General features: G+C 48.0%; 15 protein-coding genes. 4 read left to right on the top strand and 11 right to left on the bottom strand.

What is annotated here, in order from left to right; translation table 11 throughout:
• Window positions 1-28: 28 nt before the first annotated feature.
• The 11 genes from guaD to NHN17_RS07955 form a co-directional block, all read right to left on the bottom strand.
• On the bottom strand, window positions 29-1,345 hold the full coding sequence (gene guaD / locus NHN17_RS07905; RefSeq protein WP_255041705.1) for a guanine deaminase: 1,317 nt from the start codon (window positions 1,343-1,345) through the stop codon (window positions 29-31).
• A gap of 88 nt (window positions 1,346-1,433) precedes the next feature.
• Window positions 1,434-2,840: a nucleobase:cation symporter-2 family protein gene (locus NHN17_RS07910; protein ID WP_255041706.1), complete on the bottom strand. Its 1,407-nt coding sequence runs from the start codon at window positions 2,838-2,840 to the stop codon at window positions 1,434-1,436.
• 246 nt (window positions 2,841-3,086) lie between these two features.
• Window positions 3,087-5,957, bottom strand: coding sequence for a molybdopterin-dependent oxidoreductase Mo/Fe-S-binding subunit (locus tag NHN17_RS07915; RefSeq protein ID WP_255041707.1), 2,871 nt, complete (start codon window positions 5,955-5,957; stop codon window positions 3,087-3,089).
• Between the two features lie 2 nt (window positions 5,958-5,959).
• On the bottom strand, window positions 5,960-6,754 hold the full coding sequence (gene ygfM, locus NHN17_RS07920) for a molybdopterin-dependent oxidoreductase FAD-binding subunit (RefSeq protein WP_255041708.1): 795 nt from the start codon (window positions 6,752-6,754) through the stop codon (window positions 5,960-5,962).
• 473 nt (window positions 6,755-7,227) lie between these two features.
• Entirely contained in the window at window positions 7,228-8,181 is a 954-nt protein-coding gene (locus NHN17_RS07925) for a GIY-YIG nuclease family protein (RefSeq protein ID WP_255041710.1), read from the bottom strand.
• Window positions 8,182-8,804: 623 nt separating this feature from the next.
• A complete protein-coding gene (locus tag NHN17_RS07930; protein ID WP_255041711.1) occupies window positions 8,805-9,713 on the bottom strand; it encodes an FAD binding domain-containing protein in 909 nt (302 codons plus the stop codon).
• Complete coding sequence (locus NHN17_RS07935) at window positions 9,707-10,177, bottom strand: (2Fe-2S)-binding protein (RefSeq protein WP_255041712.1); 471 nt, start codon at window positions 10,175-10,177, stop codon at window positions 9,707-9,709. The genes NHN17_RS07930 and NHN17_RS07935 overlap by 7 nt, the downstream gene beginning before the upstream one ends.
• Window positions 10,167-12,398 carry a xanthine dehydrogenase family protein molybdopterin-binding subunit gene (locus tag NHN17_RS07940; protein ID WP_255041713.1) on the bottom strand — a complete coding sequence of 744 codons (2,232 nt, stop codon included), beginning with the start codon at window positions 12,396-12,398 and terminating at the stop codon, window positions 10,167-10,169. Before NHN17_RS07940 ends, NHN17_RS07935 begins: the two co-directional genes overlap by 11 nt.
• 14 nt (window positions 12,399-12,412) lie before the next feature.
• On the bottom strand, window positions 12,413-13,741 hold the full coding sequence (gene ssnA, locus NHN17_RS07945) for a putative aminohydrolase SsnA (RefSeq protein WP_255041714.1): 1,329 nt from the start codon (window positions 13,739-13,741) through the stop codon (window positions 12,413-12,415).
• Window positions 13,742-13,755: 14 nt separating this feature from the next.
• On the bottom strand, window positions 13,756-16,872 hold the full coding sequence (gene ygfK, locus NHN17_RS07950) for a putative selenate reductase subunit YgfK (RefSeq protein ID WP_255041716.1): 3,117 nt from the start codon (window positions 16,870-16,872) through the stop codon (window positions 13,756-13,758).
• A gap of 445 nt (window positions 16,873-17,317) precedes the next feature.
• Window positions 17,318-17,911 (bottom strand): NTP transferase domain-containing protein, encoded by a 594-nt coding sequence (locus tag NHN17_RS07955; protein WP_255041717.1) that lies wholly within the window; start codon window positions 17,909-17,911, stop codon window positions 17,318-17,320.
• Between the two features lie 36 nt (window positions 17,912-17,947).
• Between NHN17_RS07955 and yqeC the strand changes: the two genes are divergently transcribed.
• From yqeC to NHN17_RS07975, 4 genes are all read left to right on the top strand, one after another.
• The gene (gene yqeC / locus NHN17_RS07960; RefSeq protein WP_255041719.1) at window positions 17,948-18,859 is read left to right on the top strand and encodes a selenium cofactor biosynthesis protein YqeC; all 912 of its coding nucleotides are present in this window, start codon (window positions 17,948-17,950) and stop codon (window positions 18,857-18,859) included.
• Between the two features lie 26 nt (window positions 18,860-18,885).
• Window positions 18,886-20,484: a selenium-dependent molybdenum cofactor biosynthesis protein YqeB gene (yqeB, locus tag NHN17_RS07965; RefSeq protein ID WP_255041721.1), complete on the top strand. Its 1,599-nt coding sequence runs from the start codon at window positions 18,886-18,888 to the stop codon at window positions 20,482-20,484.
• Window positions 20,485-20,597: 113 nt separating this feature from the next.
• Window positions 20,598-21,044, top strand: coding sequence for a MauE/DoxX family redox-associated membrane protein (locus tag NHN17_RS07970; protein WP_255041722.1), 447 nt, complete (start codon window positions 20,598-20,600; stop codon window positions 21,042-21,044).
• A 50-nt stretch (window positions 21,045-21,094) separates the two neighbouring features.
• Window positions 21,095-21,673 carry a rhodanese-like domain-containing protein gene (locus NHN17_RS07975; RefSeq protein ID WP_255041723.1) on the top strand — a complete coding sequence of 193 codons (579 nt, stop codon included), beginning with the start codon at window positions 21,095-21,097 and terminating at the stop codon, window positions 21,671-21,673.
• Window positions 21,674-21,976: the final 303 nt, after the last annotated feature.

Here is a 21,976-nt window from a genome sequence, read left to right on the forward strand (position 1 = left end):
TTTTCTACTGAAACCGTTTACGTGAAAATTAACCTCTTTCGTACACTAATCGGCCATCAACATAGGTTCGGTAGATGCTACGGTCATCGCCCAAAGTCATTAGCATGAACAATTTCTCAGGCAAATCTTTCGAACTGTCGTAGCGAAGTTGCTGAAGTGGCGTCGAACATGGATCGATAATGACGAAATCCGCTTCTTTGCCCACTTCGAAGTTACCGATCAGGTGATCCAGTGAGAGTGATTTAGCCCCACCGAGTGTCGCCAGATAAAACGCCTCGAATGCCGACAAGCGGTAATCTTGCAACTGCATGACCTTGTAAGCTTCGTTGAGGGTTTGCATCATATTGAAGGTGGTTCCAGCGCCGATATCGGTCCCCATACCGACTTTTACCTTGCGCTTCCACGCCTCCTGCAGCTTGAACAAGCCACTGCCAAGATAGAGATTTGAGGTTGGGCAAAAGGCAACGGCGGAGTCGGTGTCTTGTAAGCAGTCCCATTCTTCGTCTTCAAGATGGATGCAGTGGGCAAATACACTCTTTGACCCCGTCAAACCATGGTGATGATAAACATCCAGATAACCGTCTTGCTCAGGGTAGAGCTCTTTCACCCACGCGATTTCATTCTTGTTTTCGCACAAATGGGTGTGCACGTAAGTATCCGGGTATTCTTCCTTGAGTCGTCCAGCCATTGCGAGCTGCTCAGGAGAAGACGTTGGCGCAAAACGCGGTGTAATGGCATAGAGCAAACGACCACGTTTATGCCAACGCTCTATCAATTCTTTGGTTTGGTTGTAACCGATTTCCGGCGTATCCAGCAGGTATTCCGGCGCATTGCGATCCATCATTACCTTACCGGCAATCATCCGCATATTGATCTTCTCGGCTTCTTCAAACAGCGCATCAACCGATTCAGGATGAACGGTGCCAAAAACCAAGGCGGTTGTGGTACCGTTTCTCAGCAACTGCTTGATAAAGAACGCCGACATTTCGCGGGAGTAGTCTTTATCTTTATAGCGAGCTTCAGTTGGAAAGGTGTAATTGTTCAGCCATTCCAACAGTTGTTCACCATAGGCACCCACCATTTCGGCCTGTGGATAGTGAATATGGGTATCGACAAAGCCAGGCATCACAATCTTGCCTGGATAGTTTCGAATACGAACGGTCGATGGGATTTTATCTTTCCCCTTCTCCCATTCGCCGACCCATTCGATACGCCCGTTCTCAACTAACATTAAACCGTCTTCAATAAAACGGATGTTCTGCTCGATGTCTTCAGGCTTGTCGACAACCTTAGCAATATCCAATATAGATGCTCTAATTGCTTTAATAGATTGGGTATATTCCATAATTACCTCTTATCTTTCGGTGCAGGATAGTGATAGGGACACCGTGATTTCGTGCACTTCTTTTATTGAATTATTTCTATTGTAGGGCTTAAATTTGTTGCTCGCGTGACTGCACAGCCTCTTCCTCGGCCAGTGCTTTCTCACACTCTTCACACTCTTTGATTTGCTCTTTCAACGCTTCGCGTTTTTCATTCGCACTTTCTGCTTCATCGGCACGGTTAATACCCAAAACAATATTGAGACCCAGTGCCACTAGTGAGCCCGTAGTAATACCCGAGCCTAGAATGACGCGCATTGAATCGGGCATGTAAGTCAGGATTTCAGGACGAACGGTGACCGCCATGCCCGAGGCCACACCGACAGCGATGATAAGCATATTGCGTTTGGTAAAATTAATGCGTGACAGGATGCCAATACCGGCCGAGATGATCATAGCGAACATAACAAGTCCAGCTCCCCCAAGCACCGGCGAAGGGATAGTAACCACAATGCCGCCCAGTTTCGGGAACATACCGGCGATCAGCATGATCACACCAGTCACTGCAACCACATGGCGGCTGGCAACACCGGTAATCGATACAATACCGACATTCTGACTGAAAGATGAAAATGGGGTTGCACCAAATACCGAGGCAAGGGCACTACCGACACCGTCACATAAAATCCCTTTAGACAGCTTCTTCCCAGTCAATTTGGTATGGGTTGCATCACTCAAGGCTAAGAAGTCACCGGTCGACTCCATAATAGTGACCAGGTAAGCGATAGACATCCCGATAACACCACTGACGGTAAAGCTCAATCCAAATGGTAATAGTTCTGGCAAGGAGAAGAACTTGGCTTCTTTTACCGGCGTAAAATCAACCACCCCCATGAAGATCGCCACAATATAACCAACCATCATACCAATCACGATAGCAGCAGCAGAGATCAGCCCTTTGCCAAGTTGAGACAGCACAATCACTACAACCAACACCAACAGCCCCAGCATCAGATTATTGATTTGACCGTAATTCTCTTGCCCAACAAAACCACCTGCGAACCAGTCAACAGATACAGGTAAAATTGTCAGGCCAATTAAAACCACCACGGTGCCGGATACCACGGGTGGAAAGAGCTTTCTGATTTGCGGCATAAAACGGCTACCAATGATCATTACCAACGAGCCGATCAGCGATGCACCAAATACCCCAGAAATGCCCGAGTCCATACCAATCGAAATCGAGATGGCAACAAAGGTAAAGCTAGTACCCATTACCACCGGAAGCCGGATCCCAACAGGACCTACCCCTTTGCACTGGATGATAGTCACCACGCCCGATACCATCAGGGCTGCATTGACCAAAATCACCATTTGATCTGTCGGTAGGCCAATCGCACTACCGACCACCAAAGGGACGGCAATGATAGCCCCCATGGCGGCAAGCATATGTTGAAGAGCAAGGAGGATCGCGGCACCCATAGGAGGCCGGTCTTCCACGTTATAAAGCAGTTTCATTTCAGTTCCATCCGTAATCTATGATTCGATAACCTAGCCAGAAACTCCTGGGCCCTTTACAACAAGCTCAACCAGAGCCTGTGCCTGCCTACCCGCTTATATCCTGACCATCCCCCAGTTCATGAGAAACAATCGATACTCGCTAAGTCATGACGGCGTAATAGCCATAACACCAGCCCGGTAAACCGGAGCCGAAAAACAAAACGGCCATTTCCCATCCCCTGGAAACAGCCGCTTGTACATTGATTAAAGCTTATTCAGACCTTGTAGAACCTTCTCAGGTGTGAAGTGCCAATCCCGCATCCACACACCACATGCATCATGAATCGCACTGGCAATGGCTGGGGCTGCACCGTTAACACCAATTTCAGAGATCGACTTCGCACCGTAAGGGCCAACCGGATCGTCACTTGGTACCAATACCGCTTTAAAGTCGCGAGGTATATCGCCAATCATCGGCGCGCCATAGCTTTTCAGGTCTCGGGTCACGGGCACACCATGCTCATCGTAAACCAGCTCTTCATATAAGCTGTGGCCGATGGCTCGCATGCTGGCACCGTAAATCTGGCCTAAAGCCAAATCTGGGTTAACCGGGGTACCGCAGTCGAGCAAGGCATGGAACTTATCAAGACGGATTTCGCCGGTACGGGTGTTAACTGCCACCTCGGCGAAGTTCGCGCCGTAGGGAAAAGCAAATTCTGGTGTGGTGAAGCAACCTGAAGCCAATAATTGTCCCCACCCTGTTCCACTTTCTGCTTTGTGGGCAATATCGAAGTAGCTCACTTCACCTTGCTTACCTTTCACCATGCCCGGTGCCACAATAGCGACATCTTCCACGAGTTCATCCAGCATTTCAGCGCCACACTTAAGGATTTTCTCACGCATCGCTTCGGCAGCACGCTTGGCCGCATTACCAGAGAAGCATGTTCCTGATGAGGCGTAGGCCCCCTTATCAAACGGTGCGTGGTCGGTATCACCGGAGTGAATAGTGATTTCATCCATCGGGCAGCACAGCACTTCGGCGGTCAGTTTACTGATCACAGTATCAAGGCCAGTACCGATATCAGCGGCACCTGAATGAACAATGAAGGTACCGTCTGATGCCATCTTGATCTGACAGTTAGCCTGATCGATATCTGGAATACCGGATTTCTGCTGGATAATCGCCACACCACGGCCCACTTTCCATTCGCCGTCATCCTGTTTTGGGCTGTCCCATTCAATCAGCTTGCGTCCTTCACGCAAAATAGGCTCAAGCGCACAGCTGTGAACTTTCGGCGCACTGGTCGGCATTTTACCTTCACCGATAGCCGCTAGGATCTTCAGCTCTTGACCTTCTACCACACGGTTCTTCTCAACCATATCAAGATGGTCGATACCCAGTTCATCAGCCATTTCGGCCATCGCCATGGTCAATGCATAGTTACCTTTCGGCGCACCGTAACCCTGATAAGCCCCGGTCGGACAGATGTTGGAGTAATAGGTTGTTACCCTGAAGTCCACATTGTCACAAGGGTAAAGAGGTAGCGACAAGGCGGGACCGTTTGATGGCACGGTCAGCGCGTGGTTTCCGTAAGGGCCGGTGTTGGCACGGAAGTCCATATCAATGGCGGTTAGCGTACCGTCTTTCTTGGCACCGAGTTTCACCGTCACTTTGGCAACATGGCGGGTTGAGTTACAAATAAATTCTTCTTCGCGTGTATGATGGAAATATACCGGACGGCCTGTGGTCCAGGTTGCCCATGCACACACATCTTCCAGCAAGATATCTTGCTTCGAACCGTATCCCCCACCCACACGTTCTTTAACGATATGTACTTTGTTTTGCTTCACACCAAGGATTTTTGCTACCTGACGGCGGACATGCCAAGGTACCTGAGTCGAATCGTGCATCACGATGCGATCGCCATCCATATAGCTGTAACAGATATGGGTTTCAACCGGTAGTTGCTGAACCTGTTTCGACTCATAAGTACGCTCGATTATCATATCCGCTTCAGCAAAGCCCTTGTTAAGATCACCGATATGACCACGGACACTGGCGGCAATGTTCTTGCGCGGGAAACAACCAATAGGGAAGTTCACAATCAACTTGCCTTCACGCGGATCGGCGTTGCGATTCTGCTCTTCCAAATCATCTGGCGCACCAACACCGTACTCGATAGGCTCGTTGTGAATGATCGGGGCATTGGCGGCCATCGCCTCATCAATGCTCATCACTGGCTCAAGCACATCGAATTCAACGTCGATAAGCGTCAGTGCCTGCTCGGCAATTTCCACCGACTCAGCCACTACAGCGGCAACGCGATCACCCACATGGCGCAGTTTCTGGCCAAACATACGGCGGTCGAGCGGTGATGGTTCAGGGGCGCTCTGACCACCTGGTGTGTACGGAATATCTGGACAGTTCTTATAGGTGATAACCGATACCACACCCGCAAGTGCTTCTGCTTTGGAGACATCCAAATGCTTGACCCATGCATGAGCATGCGGGCTTCTTAGCATCTTGATAACACAAGCGTTGGCAGGGATTCGGTCTTCAACATAACAAGGCTTAGCCTGCACCATTTTCGCCGAATCAATCTTCGGACAGTTCTTACCGACCACCGCCAAGTCATCACGGAATTCAGGGGCAAATTGCTGGGTATAGGCAGGGTCGCCAAGGCGTTTCACGGCCAATTCGACCACTTCGTAAAACTGCTGATAGCCAGCATCACGGCTAAATAGCCCTGATAAAGCATCATCAATCTCCGCGCGGGTTGGTTGCGGAATACGTTCCAGCATGTCAGTTAAGATCAACGCCAATGCTGGATCGTTGTAGCCTGATTGCACTACACCAACATCGATCATCGCCTGCTGAACCAAACTCAATTGGTTCCACTCACCTAGAGACTCTGCCGTTTTTACTTCTGCACCGTCAAGCTGGGCAGCAATCAACAAAGAGGCATTGATCAGTTCACCATTGAACAAGATCACATCTGATCCGGCATAACCCCAGCCATCATCACTGTTGCGAACCGAGTGAAAGCCCATGGAGTGAAGCAATGTCTGAACATTTTCACCAAGACGGCAATCCAAAGATTGAGGGCGGCCATTTAAGGTAAATTGAATCGTCATGATTATGCTTCCTCTACCAAGTGCTGACATTCAGCCATCAAATCCGTGATTACAACGCCTGCGATATATCGCTTATACTCCACACTGCCGCGGATATCGGCTTCAGGGTAAATGGCATCAGCAACTGCTTGCTCCAGCAGCTCCCCTTTTAAATCTTGCGCTTCTACATCGCGCAGACGGACTGGACGGGCCGCACCTTGATGCAGAGGCGAAACGCCATCAAGCGCTATCACCTTGTTTCCTTGCTTATCAATAGATACCGCAGCAGTCACAATCGCTAAACCCGCCGCTGAGCGGGCAATGTTGTAACCGATACAAGTCAGGTTTCTATCTGGAATAATGACGGTAGCGATGAGCTCACGTTCTTCACTATTAATATAATCTTCAACATCCATTTCCTGCCCGTTAGCCAGCTTCAATTTGGCTCTCAGGGCAATCAAGCTTGGGACCAGCAAAGCTTCTGGCTGGCGTGCGGCAATTTCACCCCCCAAGGTGGCCTGGTTACGGATATGGCGGGAATAGATAAAGGCCGCAGATTGTTTCAACGCTACAGGCACCAGTTCGTGATCAATCAATTGCTGAATATGGCACATTGCACCGATATGCAAGCTATCGCCTTGCTGCTCAATATGAGAGAAGTTAAGTTTGCCCAAAGAGATAGCAACAGTTTTATCGGTTTTAGTTGGCGCTGCATTGATTTTGGATCCGCCTGCAAACCAGATGGCTTCACTGCCATGCTGTCGCTTTAACTCAAGTGCCTGAGCAGGGGTATCAGGCGTTAGATATTGTTCAATCATGTTATTTGCCTTTTCGCATTCTCATTGTTATTCCTGCATCATGCGTTCGGCCTAATGGCTTTTACGGAACGTTATTGATGTCTTGAATATCTAAAAGGCAACAAACACGCCAAACTGCTTGAACCAGCGGGGGAAGACAAAGATTCGTGAGCGAAGTCTGGATTTTGAACAAAAGTGGGATCGGCGTCGGGTTACGGGTCACCTTTTTCACGCCGAGCGTTTCCTTAGGTTATCAAGGTGTTAATGACTATTGTCACTGAACGAAGAAGGGATATCAAAATAATACCTGAGGCTATCAATATGATATGAGTGGGGGTGATAGCGGTGTAACTGTTAGGTTGGGAGGCTTGTTTATCACTCGTCTTGAGAGCAGACAGTCCAACCTGCTCAAGTTACCTATAAGCAAACAGAGAAAGGAGCCATTAGCTCCTTTTCTTATTGAATATCCCTTTAACGCACGCTACGAAAAGGCATTAATTCATGATGCCGTAGCCAAAAGATGCCAGCAAAAGCAAAAAAACAACCATACCAAATACAGAAGAACTGCTCTCAACATTTTTCTTAGCAATATGAGGCTTGTGAATGGCCTCGGGCTTACTCTTTGTATTATGGAACGGCTGTGTCCGCCTTTCTACGACCTTCGTGGTTCGCTTAACGTTTTCGAAGTAAATCGTGTTGTGAATGTCGAACAATGCCGCTTGCTTGGAGTTCATGGATTCTAGCGCAATGAATTGCTGGTATAGACTCTGAACGCCAAAGATACCAAAGGATAAAGTAATATCAAAGCCACAGGAGTGGCAGAGATTGTGGTTGCCGCTAATCTGCTTCGTTACTTTATGACAATCAGGACAACGGAAGTAAAGGGCACCGTAGTTGTACTCTTTAAGCTGCTTGCTATTCCGTCGCTGCACACAATCCTTGATCACTTGAGACTCGATGGCGTGTTGAGTAAGAGGGGTGGGAGGTACGCTTGTCTTGGCGATTAATTCCTCTTTATGAGCTTTGGGAAAGGCCTTTGGCTGACCGGAAGAGCTACGCTTAGCCCTTTCCATTGACCATATAGAGGAACCCTTGCTTTTCTTGGACTCTTCCAGCTTATCTAGGTATTCCTCAACCTCAATTTCAGCTTCAATTGGTGTGCACTTAAACCACTCAGACTCTTTGCCCGACGAAGCGTGCTTCAATCGGCCATACTTGTGCTTTAAGGTACTATGGATACTTTGCTCGGCTCTTTGCAATTCTCGTAGAGTAACGCAAATGGTGTAAACCTTGGCAAACTTATATCGGTGGTTGGTTGTGTCGCTTTCGCGGACATTTGCCGCCCGGCTCGTGATCCCAATTTTTGCTTCTTCAGGATGTTCCGAATCCATTCCAATGTATATGGTTCGCTCTTGCTTACCGCGGTGTTGCGCTTTGCTTTTGTTCATTACAAGCCAAGTGGTTTAGTGCTGAGTAGTCGAAATAAGCCTGTATGATACTTAATCGTCTTGAGCGCTCGCAAGGCGCATTCGTGCTTTTTTATAGACCTAGCTCATTAAAATCGCATTATGAATCTTTATATATTCAGGGGTGATATGGGTATGGTCCTTGTTATTGTTCTAGCAAAACAAGCATATGTTTGCCAAGGCACTGTTGCACAGGTTTCTCTCCAGAGAGATTAGAATAATGACAATGTACGTCACCCGACATCACCTCACTGTTATATAAAAAATTTTCCGTTTATCACACAAACTTTATCAAAGCATCACTGTATAGTTAACTGAATATAAAGGTTTTTTAGTATAAGTGCTGTATATCATGTTGAAACAATCAACATGACATCATCTTCTTTATCAAAAGGTCTTCTGAAGTCATAGGCTTGTATGTGACAGGTTCAGCATTCTAATTAGTCATAAATTTAGCAAGGGGTAAATTAAAGTAAAAGTACTCCCATTGAAAACCTGCTAGCAAACTTTCGGAGCAAAAAAAGCCAGGTACACAGCAAAAAAAGGGGCCTAGCGGCCCCGACCAAAAAGTTACAACGGTTAATTCTAGTAAGGGAATAACTCGGTTAGCTTTTTGATAGTCCTTCAAGCCAACGAGTAAGTAGATTAATCGAAGCTTGCTGACGGTAAGCTGACGTTGAGCGCTGATCGTCAATTGGGTGAATGATTTCACGATAACAGTCAGTCACCTGAGCAATAAAGCCCGGTTTAGCGAGCGTATCCAGTGACTGGCCGATAACCAGTGATTCCAACTCACGGCTGCGAACCACTGTTGGCCCTACAGCGCCAAATGCCACTCGCCAATCTTCAAGTACGGGGGCTTTCTTCGGAAAACGCTTTATCCGCGCCAAACCAGCGACCGATAACTTACTGAGCGCATTGGCCGCCCGAGTTCCGACCTTGTGATAGAACACTTCGGGTAAATCCAGCTGTGGGATCACGATATGGGTGAGCATTTCATCCGGCTTCAAGGCAGTTACCCGTGGGGCCAAAATAAAGTCTTCCAATCGCATTTCCCTTTGTCCACGCATTGATGACAACACGACTCGTGCATCAAGCAAGTACAAGGCTGGCAAAGAGTCAGCCGCAGGTGAGGCATTACAGATATTACCAGCCAATGTTGCGCGATTTCGCAACGCTGGCGCGGCAATCTTGGCGACACTCTGTCGCAATACCGATGGCACTAAAGCATGCTGTTCAATATCCGACAACACGACCCCAGCACCAATATACAGGGCTTGCCCTGCATCACTGGCTTTGTCATTTGTGGCCCCTTCATGATCAGAAACCGTAATGTATTGCAGCTCTTCGATAGCATCGACAAACAGGACATCTTGCTCGAATTTTGGCGACATTCCCGCCCTCACACCATGTTGCACCATCAGATCAGTACCGCCGGAGAACAGCATCAGTTCGCCCATCGATAAGGTATCAAGTGCTTGTGCCAAAGATTCTGGCCGGTAGATATTTACCATAAGCCTTCTCCTTTCTCGGCTGCGATTCTGGCCGCTTCAACGATCATACCGTATCCCGTACAGCGGCAGAGGTTGCCAGAAATAGCGGTGCGAATGGTGTGATCGGTGGGGTTAGGATCAACTTCAAGCAAAGCATAGAGCGCCAATACCATTCCCGGAGTACAGAACCCGCACTGCACCCCTTTGGCTTCGAGCAGAGCGTTGATCACACACTGCCCCTTTTCAGTCTGGCGCAAGCCTTCAAGGGTCATCACATCACCGCCCTGAACTTGGCCGATAGGCATCATACAAGCATTGACCAACCGTCCATTAAACAGCACAGAACATGCGCCGCACTCCCCTTCCCCGCAACCTTCTTTGGTTGCAGTATGAGCCATTGTGCCGCGCAGGGTATGAAGCAGCGACTGCATCGGCTCGACGTCGACAGCGACAAGATGGCTATTGAGGTAGAATTCAATTTTCATTGATAGGCTCTCCTTTACCAAAACTCGTTGCTTTGATTTGATTAGCTTTAAGCTGAGTCACCTTTAGCTGAGGTGTATTACCACTAGCAAGCACCTCGCACACTTTTTCAGGCGTGACCGGTATCGACGAAAGTGGCATACCAATGGCATTCTCAACCGCTGCAGCAAATGCTGCCGCGCCGCCATTATGGGTCAATTCGCCCCCCCCTTTTGCACCGTTAGGCCCATATGGGTAGGGGTTATCGACAAGATCACTACCAATAGCAGGTACATCGAGCGCTGTCGGGATCACATAGTCTGCCATTGAACGTTGGGCAAAGACGCCATCTTGGTTCAACTCTAGTTTTTCACAACTGCCGTATCCCAACGCCTGCACCAAACCGCCTTCAATCTGCCCTCTGAATATCGTACCGTCGATAGCCTTGCCGATATCATACACAGCCCAGGCACCAGTAATATCCGCCTCACCGGTTGCCATATCGACCTCAACCTCGACCACATTGGCCCCATAGCTGGTTGCTTGGTAGGCATTGCCTTGATAGGTATCTTGATCCCACTGGTGATAGTCTGGTTTACAGTACACTTCGACTATCTCTTGTGGTTCTCCGTCTATCCACGACTTTTTCAGCTTTTTCGCTGCTTTTTCGAGGATGTAACCGACAATCAAGATCGACCTTGATGCCACTGTCGGACCAGAATCTGGCACAATACCGGTATCGGGCACTGCCACCTGAACTTGATCCAGCGGTTTATTGAGGGTATCTGCGACGATCTTACGGAAAGTCAGGCTCAAACCTTGGCCAATATCGGTATTGGAGGCGAGGATCTGCACCGTACCGTCAGGCTCTTTAAGCAGTTTGACCTGCGCCCTGACTAAGGTGTCTTCCAAATCGCCTGCAAAACCACAACCGTGCTGGAATATTGCTAAGCCGATGCCTTTGCTTTTGCCTTTACGGCGCTCAGGGTGTATTTCTTCTATCTGGCTAAATTCGGCGAATTTGCGCTGATAATCCGACATATCGAGCACTTTTTGCAGCATCTCATCAAGCACCAACTCGCCAAATATTTCAGCGCCAGTCAGAGAGCGAGATTGCGAGGTCAGCATATGCCGTTGCTTGAAGGCAACAGGATCAACACCAAGCTGTTTGGCGACATGATGAATATGGGTTTCCATGCAGAAGCAATTTTGTGGCGAACCAAAGCCTCGGAATGCACCTGTTGGGACCGTATTGGTGGCCCAGGCATGGCCTTCTACCCGGACGTTGAGAATGTCATACACATTGGTTGCGGTCGTGATGGAGCGTTGCAGCACAATGCCCGACAAACTCAGATATGCTCCGGCATTAACATCGAACTTGATATCCATAGCAACTATGTTGCCATCGGCATCAACACCGGTTTTATAATGAAAAGTGACAGGGTGACGTTTTGAGGTGGTCGCAATGTCTTCCCCACGCTCAAAGATAAGCCTGATAGGTTGCTGTAGCTTTTCGACTGCGACGGCTAATGGCGCTGCCAGCACATCAGGAAAGTCTTCCTTACCGCCGAATCCACCACCGGTTGGACACTGAATCGCCCTAACATTGTCATGGCCCAGTACCACCGCCATGGTATGGTGAACATACCAAGGGCACTGCATCGACCCCTCCAAAACCACTTTGCCATCCTGCGGATAACAAACTGCTCCTTGGGTTTCGAGATAGATATGCTCCTGATAGCCCGTCGAGCAGGTCTCTTCAATGATAGTGACCGCATTGGCGAAGCCTGATTGGATGTCACCTTTGGTCAGAGCATGGGTGTCCAATACATTGTCAGTCGCGTGGATGGCACCGTCTTTCAGCGCCTTGGATTGCTCTAGGGTATAGGCTGGTGCCAGTGGCTCATAATTGACCTCAATGTCATGGAGCAGTGAATCGACGACATCGGGATCAGGACCAACAACCAAAAAAATCACCTGACCGACAAACCGCACCTCTTGATCAGCAAAAGCCGGCCAGTCGATTTCGACAATCGGCAGCACATTCTGTCCGGGGACATCATCTGCGCCAAAAATATGGTAGCCGTCAGGCAGGGATGGAAGTGTTACCGATTTAATCCGCCCGCGAGGGCAAGAAGAGCGGTAAAACCGCCCTTCTAATAGTCCCTCGTAATGGCGATCGGCAATATATTTCGCAGCTCCTGTGGCTTCCTCCCACTTAAAGCGCGTATTGACCGTATCCATAACGGGATCTCACATTAGTCTAACTTATCCATTGTTTGCCATAGACGCATTGCGACCTTGCGGGCCTCTGCGTATATCGGCGCGACATCGAACGGGAAAGCACGATCTTCATAAACGAAACGTCCTTCAACCACTACGCTGTTCACATTGCCGGCATTGAAACCAAAGGCAATATGTCCTGCTAGGTTGTCCGCAACCAGAGGTGTCGGGCTGGTGTAATCAAGGATGGTTAAGTCCGCTTTATTTCCAGCATCTAGGCGACCGAATTTCGCGCCGAAGTTACGAGCCAGAATTTCATTACCATTCCATAAATGACGTAGGAAACTATCAGGCCATAACGGACCACCCGCATCACGATGCTTGAAGAAGGCAAACTTCAATTCTTCAAACATGTCGGCACCAATACCATCAGTACCCAACGCGACATTCTGGAAGCGTGTCAGTTTGTCGTTATACCCCACGTTGTTGTTCATATTCGAACGGGAGTTATGGACCAAGAAACCGTTTTTACCGTTCAGAATGGCAATGTCCTTCTCAGATAAGAACAAACCATGCGCCAGCAACGTCTTCTCGTTGATCAAGCCGAAGCTATCTAAACGCTCAACAATGTCTTGGCTATAGTGGTGGTGGCTATGGGTCACGTCATAACGATCTTCTGCCACATGAACATGGATCCCACGACCCGTTGCCTGCACCGCTTCGGCCATCATAGACAAGCCGTCATTGGTTACGGTAAACGGAGCGTGTGCACCGATATGGGCTTCAACCAAGTAAGGTTCCTCACCCTTCTCCTTAGCACTGTCAATCAACTGGGCAAACGCGATATTTTCTTCAACGCCGGCCACCATTTCTTTCATACCGTGGTTACGGTCAGTCGTTTCGAAACAGGTCATGCCACGCAAGCCCGCCTTCATGAACCCTTTGCGCAAGGTGTTCAGAGAGCCCGCGATATAGTTTGGCGATGCATGGTGATCAATGACCGCCGAACAACCGCACTTGATCGCTTCCAGTGAACAAATCAAGCCGCTGTAGTACACCGCTTCTTCATCCAATGCCCGGTCCATTCGCCACCACAGGTTCTTCAGTATCGAAATGAAATCAGGGCTTGGCTTGATATCCGCCATGATCCCGCGCGCCAATCCCGAGTAGAAGTGATTGTGGGAGCAGACAATGCCCGGCATAACCAGTTTGCCGTTCATATCCTTGACTACGGCAACAGGGTAGTTGGCAGCTAAATTGGCCCCAACTTCCTTTATTTTGTCGCCATCAATAACAATATCGACGCCTTCTTTGATCAGTGCAGGCTCAAACTGCACCGCTGTTGCGTTTCTGAGTACTAACATTCCCTGGCTCCTCACTATACGTCTACTTTGCCTAGCAGGTAGCTGTAGTTGGCTATGACATAATTGATAATCGTTGCTTCATCAGCTAGCGATTCTGGCATGTCCACATTGCCCTGCTCATTAATACGGAAGGAATAAATCTCACTGTAACTGCGAACCAACACTTCCTCACCATCGACGAAGAATCCGGCATTGGTGCTGTTAGTGAAATCTTCACGCAAGTTGAATAGCGTGAACTTGTCTTTGTAAGGCTTGCTATCCCATGGGCAGAACTGAGCACAGTTACCACATTCATTACAGTATGCATCTAGGTGTAATGTCTGGAATTGGTCACGGAAGCCTGGAATTGGCAGCGAAATATTGGCGCGGTTCGGACAGACATCGACACACTTGCTACAAATGTACGAACACTCCAAACAGCGTTTTGCTTCTTGAGCGATGAATTCCTCACGGTCCGCTTCTTCCAGCTGGTTTGCTGCAATCAACTTAACCTGGATATCACCTTTACGAGCGTATACCGCTTCAACCTGAACATCAGATTTAGCTTCAAGTTGTTCATCGGCCTGTACTTCACGGGCCAAAATAGCTGTTGCCGCTTTACGGCCGCCTGAGATTGCCGACACAATTGATGATGGGCCTGTATGGGCATCACCCATCAAGAACACATTTTCAACCTCTGTTTCACAGCTATCTCTGTCTACAACTGGCCAGCCGTCTTCACCCATAGGGATCCCCATGCGAGAAAGCACTTCGCAGTTAGACTGCTCACCAACCGCAGTGATCAAGGCATCAACCTGAAGTTCAACTGTCATGTCTGTAGCAACAGGGCGACGACGTCCCTTCTCATCGGGCTCACCAAGCTCCATCACACGCGCGGTCAACTTACCATTGGCCTCAAACTGCTCTGGGTTGGTCAAGAACATGAACTGCACGCCATCTTCCACGGCTTCTTCATATTCTTCTTTGTAGGCAGGCATTTCAGCGATAGTACGGCGATAAAGAATCGTCACCTTCTCAACACCCGGTACTTTCAATGCAGCACGGGCACTGTCCATTGCGGTGTTACCGGCACCCACAACGGCCACATGTTTACCTAACTGCTGCAGTTCGCCATCATTGAAGCTGCGTAGGAATTCCAGCGACTTGTAAATATTGGTGTTACCACCAGCCAGTGCAATTGGGTTGCCCTTATCAGCACCTATACCCAAGCAGACATATTTGAAGCCACTTTGCTTAAGTACATCCACCGTCAGATCTGGGTTACAACCGTATTCAATATTGACCCCGTGATCTTTCACGAACTGGATATCGTGTTCAATCGCTTCAGCAGGAATACGGAACTGAGGGATAATATTCTTCACCACCCCACCGGCATTTTTCTCTTTCTCAAACACGGTGACAGGGTGACCCGCACGTGCCATGAAGTAAGCGGCAGAAAGTCCTGCAGGACCGGCACCGATCACCGCAACAGGGTGTTTGGCAGTATCTAGGCTTGGCTCATGCCATTTCGCCTTGTACTCATCCCAGCCTTTGGACAATGCGATTTTCTTCATCTCACGGATATTCAGCGCACCTTCATAATCACGGCGGGTACAGTTGTACTGGCACTGGTGATCACAGATATGGCCGGTGATAGAAGGTAATGCATTGCGGGCGTAGATGACTTCTAGCGCTTCGGTATACTTATGCTCGCCCATCAAACGGATATATTCAGGAATATCCTGGCTGATAGGACATGCGGTTACACAAGGTGCGACATAGCAGTCAGTCAGCGGTACCGCTTTCTTAACACTGATTTCTTCAGGGCCACGCCACTGTTTCTGGACATAATCAGCATCTAATGATTTTGCTGCTAATGCCTCTAGCTTGACCAAGTCCACCTTGCCCATGCCCCACTCATCGCTGCCTTCCAGCTCTTTGGCACAATCTGACAGACGAAGGTAACCACCAGGCTTAAGCAAATCAGTGGCCATAGTGATAGGACGGATCCCCGCTTCGAAGATCTCGCGGATATTGAATTTGCTTGCACCACCGGAGTAAGAAATTGGCAAAGTACCGTTGAACTCGCGGGACAATTCTAGCGCCACATTGATAGACAGCGGGAACAAGGCACGGCCAGACATGTACATTTCTTTATCAGGCAGGCGACCTTTCTTATTTAGAGTGCCTAGAGTATTGGTGAGCTTGACACCAAAGCCGATGCCTTTCTCTTTACCTAGGTCAACCAAACGGTGCAGCATGGCTTTAGCCGCGTCGATTTGGAGATCGTGGCTGAAAGACGCTTCGCTCAGTGCGACATAATCAAAACCAGCGTTGTCGAGAATGCCACGGACACGCTCAAAGCCCAATAACGTTGGGTTAAGCTTAACGAACGTATTGATCCCCTTCTCTTCAATCATATAACGACAAATCGCTTCAATTTCATGAGGAGGACAACCATGCATGGTTGAAAGGGTAACGCCACGGGTTAACTGGGCAGGAATAGCATCGACCATCGCATTCAAGCGATCTTGTCTTTCTTCTAGTTGATACTCACGAATGAATTCAGGCTGTTGGATGAAGGCTTTCAGCTCGCTGATATAACCACCAAAATTGGGGTGATCGCTAGAGTCGAGCATATCGTGGATATATTTCTGCATTGGGGGTGTCTGGATCCCAGACAAGTCATAGCCAACACTCATGTTGAAGATAAATGACTTAGCCTCACCATCAGCTCTTGGCGCGAACACTTCTTCCAATAAATGCAAGGCTATCCACGCCTTTAGATACTCATCATACGCTTTGATCAGCGTAAATTCTGTTGACCACTCGGTGTTGAAACACTCATCTTCTGCATCAATACATGGCTTGGCAATCTCAAGCTGATCGAGCTTCTGGACGGTCTTCAGTTCCATGAAGCGGCCACCGGCCAACCATGATGTAATAATATTCTGGGCAAGTTGGGTATGCGGCCCAGCTGCTGGGCCGACAGGGGTTTCACAATTCTCTCCCCATACCGACAAAGACGAGTCGATCGCTTTACGGTAGAACTGCTTTTCTGGAATACCAAAGATAGACTTACTTTGCTTGTATTCACTAAACATCCGGTTAAGTAGCTCAGCGAACGGAACGGGGCGCATGATGTCTCCCATGATGGATCTCCTTGATGCTTCTTGTTCTTCTTGGCACATTTATTTGCGCAATGTGTAGGGCTAAAAATGTGTAAATACGTTATTGGCTATGGAGCAACTACTGCGCCAAACTTTTCAGGCCCTGCCAAACCGGCGATTTTATTAATTAAATTCGTGAGCAAAGTCGAAAGTTATCTACATTTTGTGACGGAAAACCAATAAATAAATTCAATAGAATGAATAAAGCATCAAGGATTAATTTATCACAAATGAGGATGATTATTGATTAGAAACAATTTTCTATCATATTAATAAAAAGCTATCAGTTTGATATCAACAATAATGATAGATTTTAACTGCCATGGAAAAATAAAAATTTAAAGAAGATATAAATAAACTGTGAGATAAATACATTAACTATATCAGATTGAGAATAACGCCTATCTCAGCTATCAAGTTGATAGCACTAATGTGACGCTGCACACAATTCCTCATACGCTTGTGGCGTATCAACATCTAAATATATTTCGTCGCAGTTAAGACCCAAATATTTAACCGGGTAGCGAAATATAATTTTCTTCATCGACGAATGAATACTGGCATTGATAACCATGTTCTTTAATCGACTAGGGATCAATACCGGATGGCCGGGGCGCACGGAGGTGCCAGGAAATACCGTCCCTCCCCCTCTGTTAAACCACACGTCTCGGAATATGTGTGGCGGGACACAAGGCATATCACCATGAGTAATAAAGAAATACTCACTTTCTACATGCTTTACTCCCTGCTGAATAGAGCTAAACATACCCGCTTGATAAGCGTCGTTAACCACTATTTTCACCCGTGGATCAAACCTATATTTTTCAATAAGTTCTGCGCCACGATAGCCCACAACCAAAATAACGCGACGGCAAAACGAGAGCGCATTTTCGATACTTGCATCAAGGATTGTGTACTGTTGGTAAGGTAGCATGAGCTTCCAGTCCCCCATCCTAGATGATAAGCCTGCTGCAGGCATAACGCAGTCTAAACGTTCGGGACGTATTGATTTATCAATCACTTAACCTACTCCTTAACTGAAATTCATGGCGGTCATATGGCATGTAATACCCACGTACGATTAATAGAGCAAACTCCAGACCAATTTATCTTATCGGAGTTATATCAACGCCATTTGGCCGCACAAAAAAAAACATTATTTATTACTCTTGTCGGTGGCGGAGGAAAGACATCAACCGCTTTCTGGTTGGCCAGGATATTCAAACAATGGGGACATGCTGTTTGCCTAACAACCACCACGAAAATGTATTTACCCGAGGCCCATCAAACGGATTATATTCTCCCGCTAGATGCCATGTACTGCAATGAAAAAGAAAATGGAAAAAAAGTAAAAACACCTAATAAGTCTTTAGCACAAGATCAATTCTGTTTTTCTGATCCATCTATCACTTTTTGCTATAAATCTTTATTTACCGACATATTAAAAACCGACAGATTAAAGGTATTAGGATTATCTGAAAAAGAGATTAAAAATATTAAAAATGATTTCCCCTTCACAGTTTTTATTATTGAAGGCGATGGCTCACGTTCATTACCCATAAAAGCCCCTCACGGGCACGAGCCTTGCATTCCCAGTTATTCGGATATGGTGATTGGTGTCACCGGCGCAGAAGCAATTAACCATAGGGCGATCCCTGAACACATACATCGATGGCAGGCTTTTTCAGCCCTTACTCAGTGCCAACCCGGTGATGTGATTGACGCCCAAGTGTTGCAACCGCTGATTTCTCATCCGTTGGGCCTCTTTAAATCGACCCCAAAAACAGCAAAAAAAATCTGGCTGATAAACAAAATGGATAAGGCAAATAATACCGAAGTGATAAGCCAAATAGCTGAAGAGGTGTTGATCAACAGCCCGCAACTGGAAACAGTTTGGCTAGCGGAGATGCAGGCGGAAACACCAATCAAAAAAGTAATTTTGAAGGAACAAGTAGCTATTGCTACCTGACTTCGTCTGTACAGAGGTCATTGAAAATGAACATCTTTGCCAAGGCAGCCCAATTAGAACAAGACAACGTTCCATTCGCTCTAGCCAATATTATAGAAACTCGCGGCTCCGCGCCGCGCCATTCAGGCCAAATGATCGTCAAGGCCGATGGCACGATCATCGGTACCGTTGGCGGTGGGATGATTGAGCGCTATGTGATCGAGCAAGCCTTGGAAGCACTAAGTGAAAGAAAACCCCGTGTCGTTAAAGGGCGTATGACCCGCAATGGCCCTGATGCCATGGACATGGACTGCGGTGGCGCTATGACGGTGTTTATCGATGTCTACGGCCTGCGCCCTAGCTTAATTCTCATCGGTGCCGGGCACGTCAACCGTGCCGTCGCCCAAGCAGCCCATGTGCTAGGTTTTTATATTTCAGTCGCTGACGCCTACGCCGACAGCCTCGCCGAGGAGCATTTCCCGATCGGTACTAAGCGTTTACTGGGCGATACCATGGAAGGGGCCATTGAGCAGCTGGATATTAACAAAGACAGCTATATTGTCATCGCGACTAACCACCAAGACCAAGATGCCATCTCCAAGGTAGTGGACTGCGAAACCCGCTATACCGGCCTGATGGCCAGTCGCCGCAAGGTACAGACGCTGTTTACCCATTTACGCCAAAGCGGTGTCGATGAGACCCGGATCAAAAACATCCACTCACCTATCGGCTTCAATATCGGTGCCGAAACCCCGGAAGAAATTGCTATCAGCATCATGGCTGAGATCCTCAAGGTGAAACATGAATCGGTTGGCGGCCAGATGAAAGACGATACCCGCCTTAACCGTAACAAGCTGGTTTTGCTTCGCGGGGCCGGAGATATCTCGACTGGCGTCGCCGTTCGCCTATTCAATGCTGGCTACAAAGTGGTGATGACCGATATCGCCAAGCCAACCATGATTCGTTGCAGCGTATCGTTTGGCCAATGTCTTTATGGCGAACCGGTGCAAGTAGAGGGGATCACCGCCTGTAAAGCCAATAATAAAAACGAGGTGTTCGACATCATCGACCGCAACCAAATTCCGGTCGTGGTTGATGAAGACTGCAGCTCGTCTGATACCCTCAAGCCGACTTTCTTGGTCGATGCCATTCTCGCCAAGCACAACGTTGGTACCCAGAAAGACATGGCCCCTATTACCATCGCCCTTGGCCCAGGTTTTACCGCCGGCAGGGACTGTGATGCGGTGATCGAAACCAATCGAGGCCACCATTTGGGCCGGGTAATTTATCAAGGTTCGACCCAGCCGAATACCGGTGTTCCCGGCAATATTGCTGGCTATACCCACCAGCGAGTGCTACGAGCTCCATGTACTGGTGTCATGCATAACCATGTCAAACTCGGTGATCTGGTTGAAGAAGGGGATGTCATTGCCCATATCGGCGACAGCCCGGTAGTGGCACCACTGACCGGTATGATGCGCGGGCTATTGAACAACGGTCTTACCGTTCGCGAAGGCTTCAAAATTGGTGATATTGACCCACGAGGCCCTGAAGCGGATTACACCACCGTATCGGATAAGGCACGGGCAATTGCCGGCAGTGTATTGGAAGCCATGTTACATCTGGAGCAAAGCAGAATGAGTTAAGGGCTAGGGCCACTTGCAGTCTGGCTTGATGGATTCAGGCCAGATATTTTTACCCAGGTTTGATTTTCAAAACTATATCAACACTGGGTTATACGACAGGAAGAGATATAATTATGAAAACGACAGGCTATTTACATCACTTTGTCACCTCCTTTGTATTGATGTGCGCAGCAGCGCTGACGGCAAAAGGCTTTTTATTACCTGAACAAACCGGGTTACTGCTGAGCGATACCGGTATAGTCCCTGCAATGTACGTCGAACCTATCACGTTTGCCATACCGCTCGCCCTTGGCATCAGTGCACTCACCGCCTATTTGGGTATTACCACATTACTCCCTGTCGTTGCTGGCTTTGGCTTACATATTGCCTTGTCTGGACTCGCTCTGTACCAAGGCTTGCACTTTGATTGCGGCTGCTACCTGCCCGGTACAGTGCAATCTGATGTCTACAGCACCCTTGAGCCCCAATTTCTCATCATGCTGCTTGTACTTCTCGTTTCTGCAGCACTCTATTACTTCAACAACTTAACGACTCACCGCTCTGTTACACCAGCAGTTTGATTGACTAAACGTGTGACGCAGTGAAAGTAGTCTTTGATAAGGATACGATCATGATCAAGAACAAGGCTTCTCTGCACGCTCTTTCTTTCCGGCGAGTTGGGCGCAGCTTTTGGCTCAACCTATTTATTCTCACCTGTGCATTACTCGTCCTGCCGTTTAGTGCAAACGCTGCACTGTTTGGCGGTAAATTCAAAGCTGAAGTGGAAACCGAGCAGGTTGCTATCAAACTCCATAACGATACGCTTGCCGGTGGCTACCAGCTTATTGATACCAATGGACTGAAAACACTCATTGAACAAGAGGCCAGTGTCATGATCGTCGATGCCATGCCTTTCAAAGACAGCTACAAAAAAGAGCATATTCCCAGTGCCAAACAGTTCGAGTTCCCTATTTCTGATATGCCCAAGTGGGATCCTGCATTAACCGATCAGCAAACCGTAGAGGAATTTACTCAGCTACTAGGCGAAGACAAAGCTAAAACCTTGGTTTTCTATTGCGGTTTTGTTAAGTGCGGCCGTAGCCATAATGCAGCAACATGGGCGGTAAAACTGGGGTATACCAATGTCTACCGTTACCCAGGCGGTATCTTTGCGTGGAAAGGTGCTGGGTTTAACACCTCATCACTATAATTCAGATTTAGCGTTATAAAATGGCTGTCTCTCATTTGAAGATACAGCCTTTTCTTTTCAAATCACTTATGGTTAATGCAAATAATAGTGAAATCCACTGCATATTTTATATGTGGTGAAAACAACCTGTCATAAACCCCGAATACAATCTCACCAGATCAATCACTACGGCAAAGACTCAGCGTAAACTCTTATACATAAAGTTGAATGCATAAAATCGAGACATGGCGTCGGGACATATATCATAGACATGAAAACCTCAGTAGCCCCTTTTGCAGATACGTTAAAATCCGCAATTACCAC

Origin of the sequence: Photobacterium pectinilyticum, assembly GCF_024357955.1 — a bacterium.
GTDB lineage: Bacteria > Pseudomonadota > Gammaproteobacteria > Enterobacterales > Vibrionaceae > Photobacterium > Photobacterium pectinilyticum.

Bases quoted from the DNA above. Each gene is read 5' to 3' on its own strand.
- guaD (WP_255041705.1), bottom strand. From the start codon at position 1,345: ATGGAATATACCCAATCTATTAAAGCAATTAGAGCATCTATATTGGAT.
- NHN17_RS07910 (WP_255041706.1), bottom strand. From the start codon at position 2,840: ATGAAACTGCTTTATAACGTGGAAGACCGGCCTCCTATGGGTGCCGCG.
- NHN17_RS07915 (WP_255041707.1), bottom strand. From the start codon at position 5,957: ATGACGATTCAATTTACCTTAAATGGCCGCCCTCAATCTTTGGATTGC.
- ygfM (WP_255041708.1), bottom strand. From the start codon at position 6,754: ATGATTGAACAATATCTAACGCCTGATACCCCTGCTCAGGCACTTGAG.
- NHN17_RS07925 (WP_255041710.1), bottom strand. From the start codon at position 8,181: ATGAACAAAAGCAAAGCGCAACACCGCGGTAAGCAAGAGCGAACCATA.
- NHN17_RS07930 (WP_255041711.1), bottom strand. From the start codon at position 9,713: ATGGTAAATATCTACCGGCCAGAATCTTTGGCACAAGCACTTGATACC.
- NHN17_RS07935 (WP_255041712.1), bottom strand. From the start codon at position 10,177: ATGAAAATTGAATTCTACCTCAATAGCCATCTTGTCGCTGTCGACGTC.
- NHN17_RS07940 (WP_255041713.1), bottom strand. From the start codon at position 12,398: ATGGATACGGTCAATACGCGCTTTAAGTGGGAGGAAGCCACAGGAGCT.
- ssnA (WP_255041714.1), bottom strand. From the start codon at position 13,741: ATGTTAGTACTCAGAAACGCAACAGCGGTGCAGTTTGAGCCTGCACTG.
- ygfK (WP_255041716.1), bottom strand. From the start codon at position 16,872: ATGGGAGACATCATGCGCCCCGTTCCGTTCGCTGAGCTACTTAACCGG.
- yqeC (WP_255041719.1), top strand. From the start codon at position 17,948: ATGGCATGTAATACCCACGTACGATTAATAGAGCAAACTCCAGACCAA.
- yqeB (WP_255041721.1), top strand. From the start codon at position 18,886: ATGAACATCTTTGCCAAGGCAGCCCAATTAGAACAAGACAACGTTCCA.
- NHN17_RS07970 (WP_255041722.1), top strand. From the start codon at position 20,598: ATGAAAACGACAGGCTATTTACATCACTTTGTCACCTCCTTTGTATTG.
- NHN17_RS07975 (WP_255041723.1), top strand. From the start codon at position 21,095: ATGATCAAGAACAAGGCTTCTCTGCACGCTCTTTCTTTCCGGCGAGTT.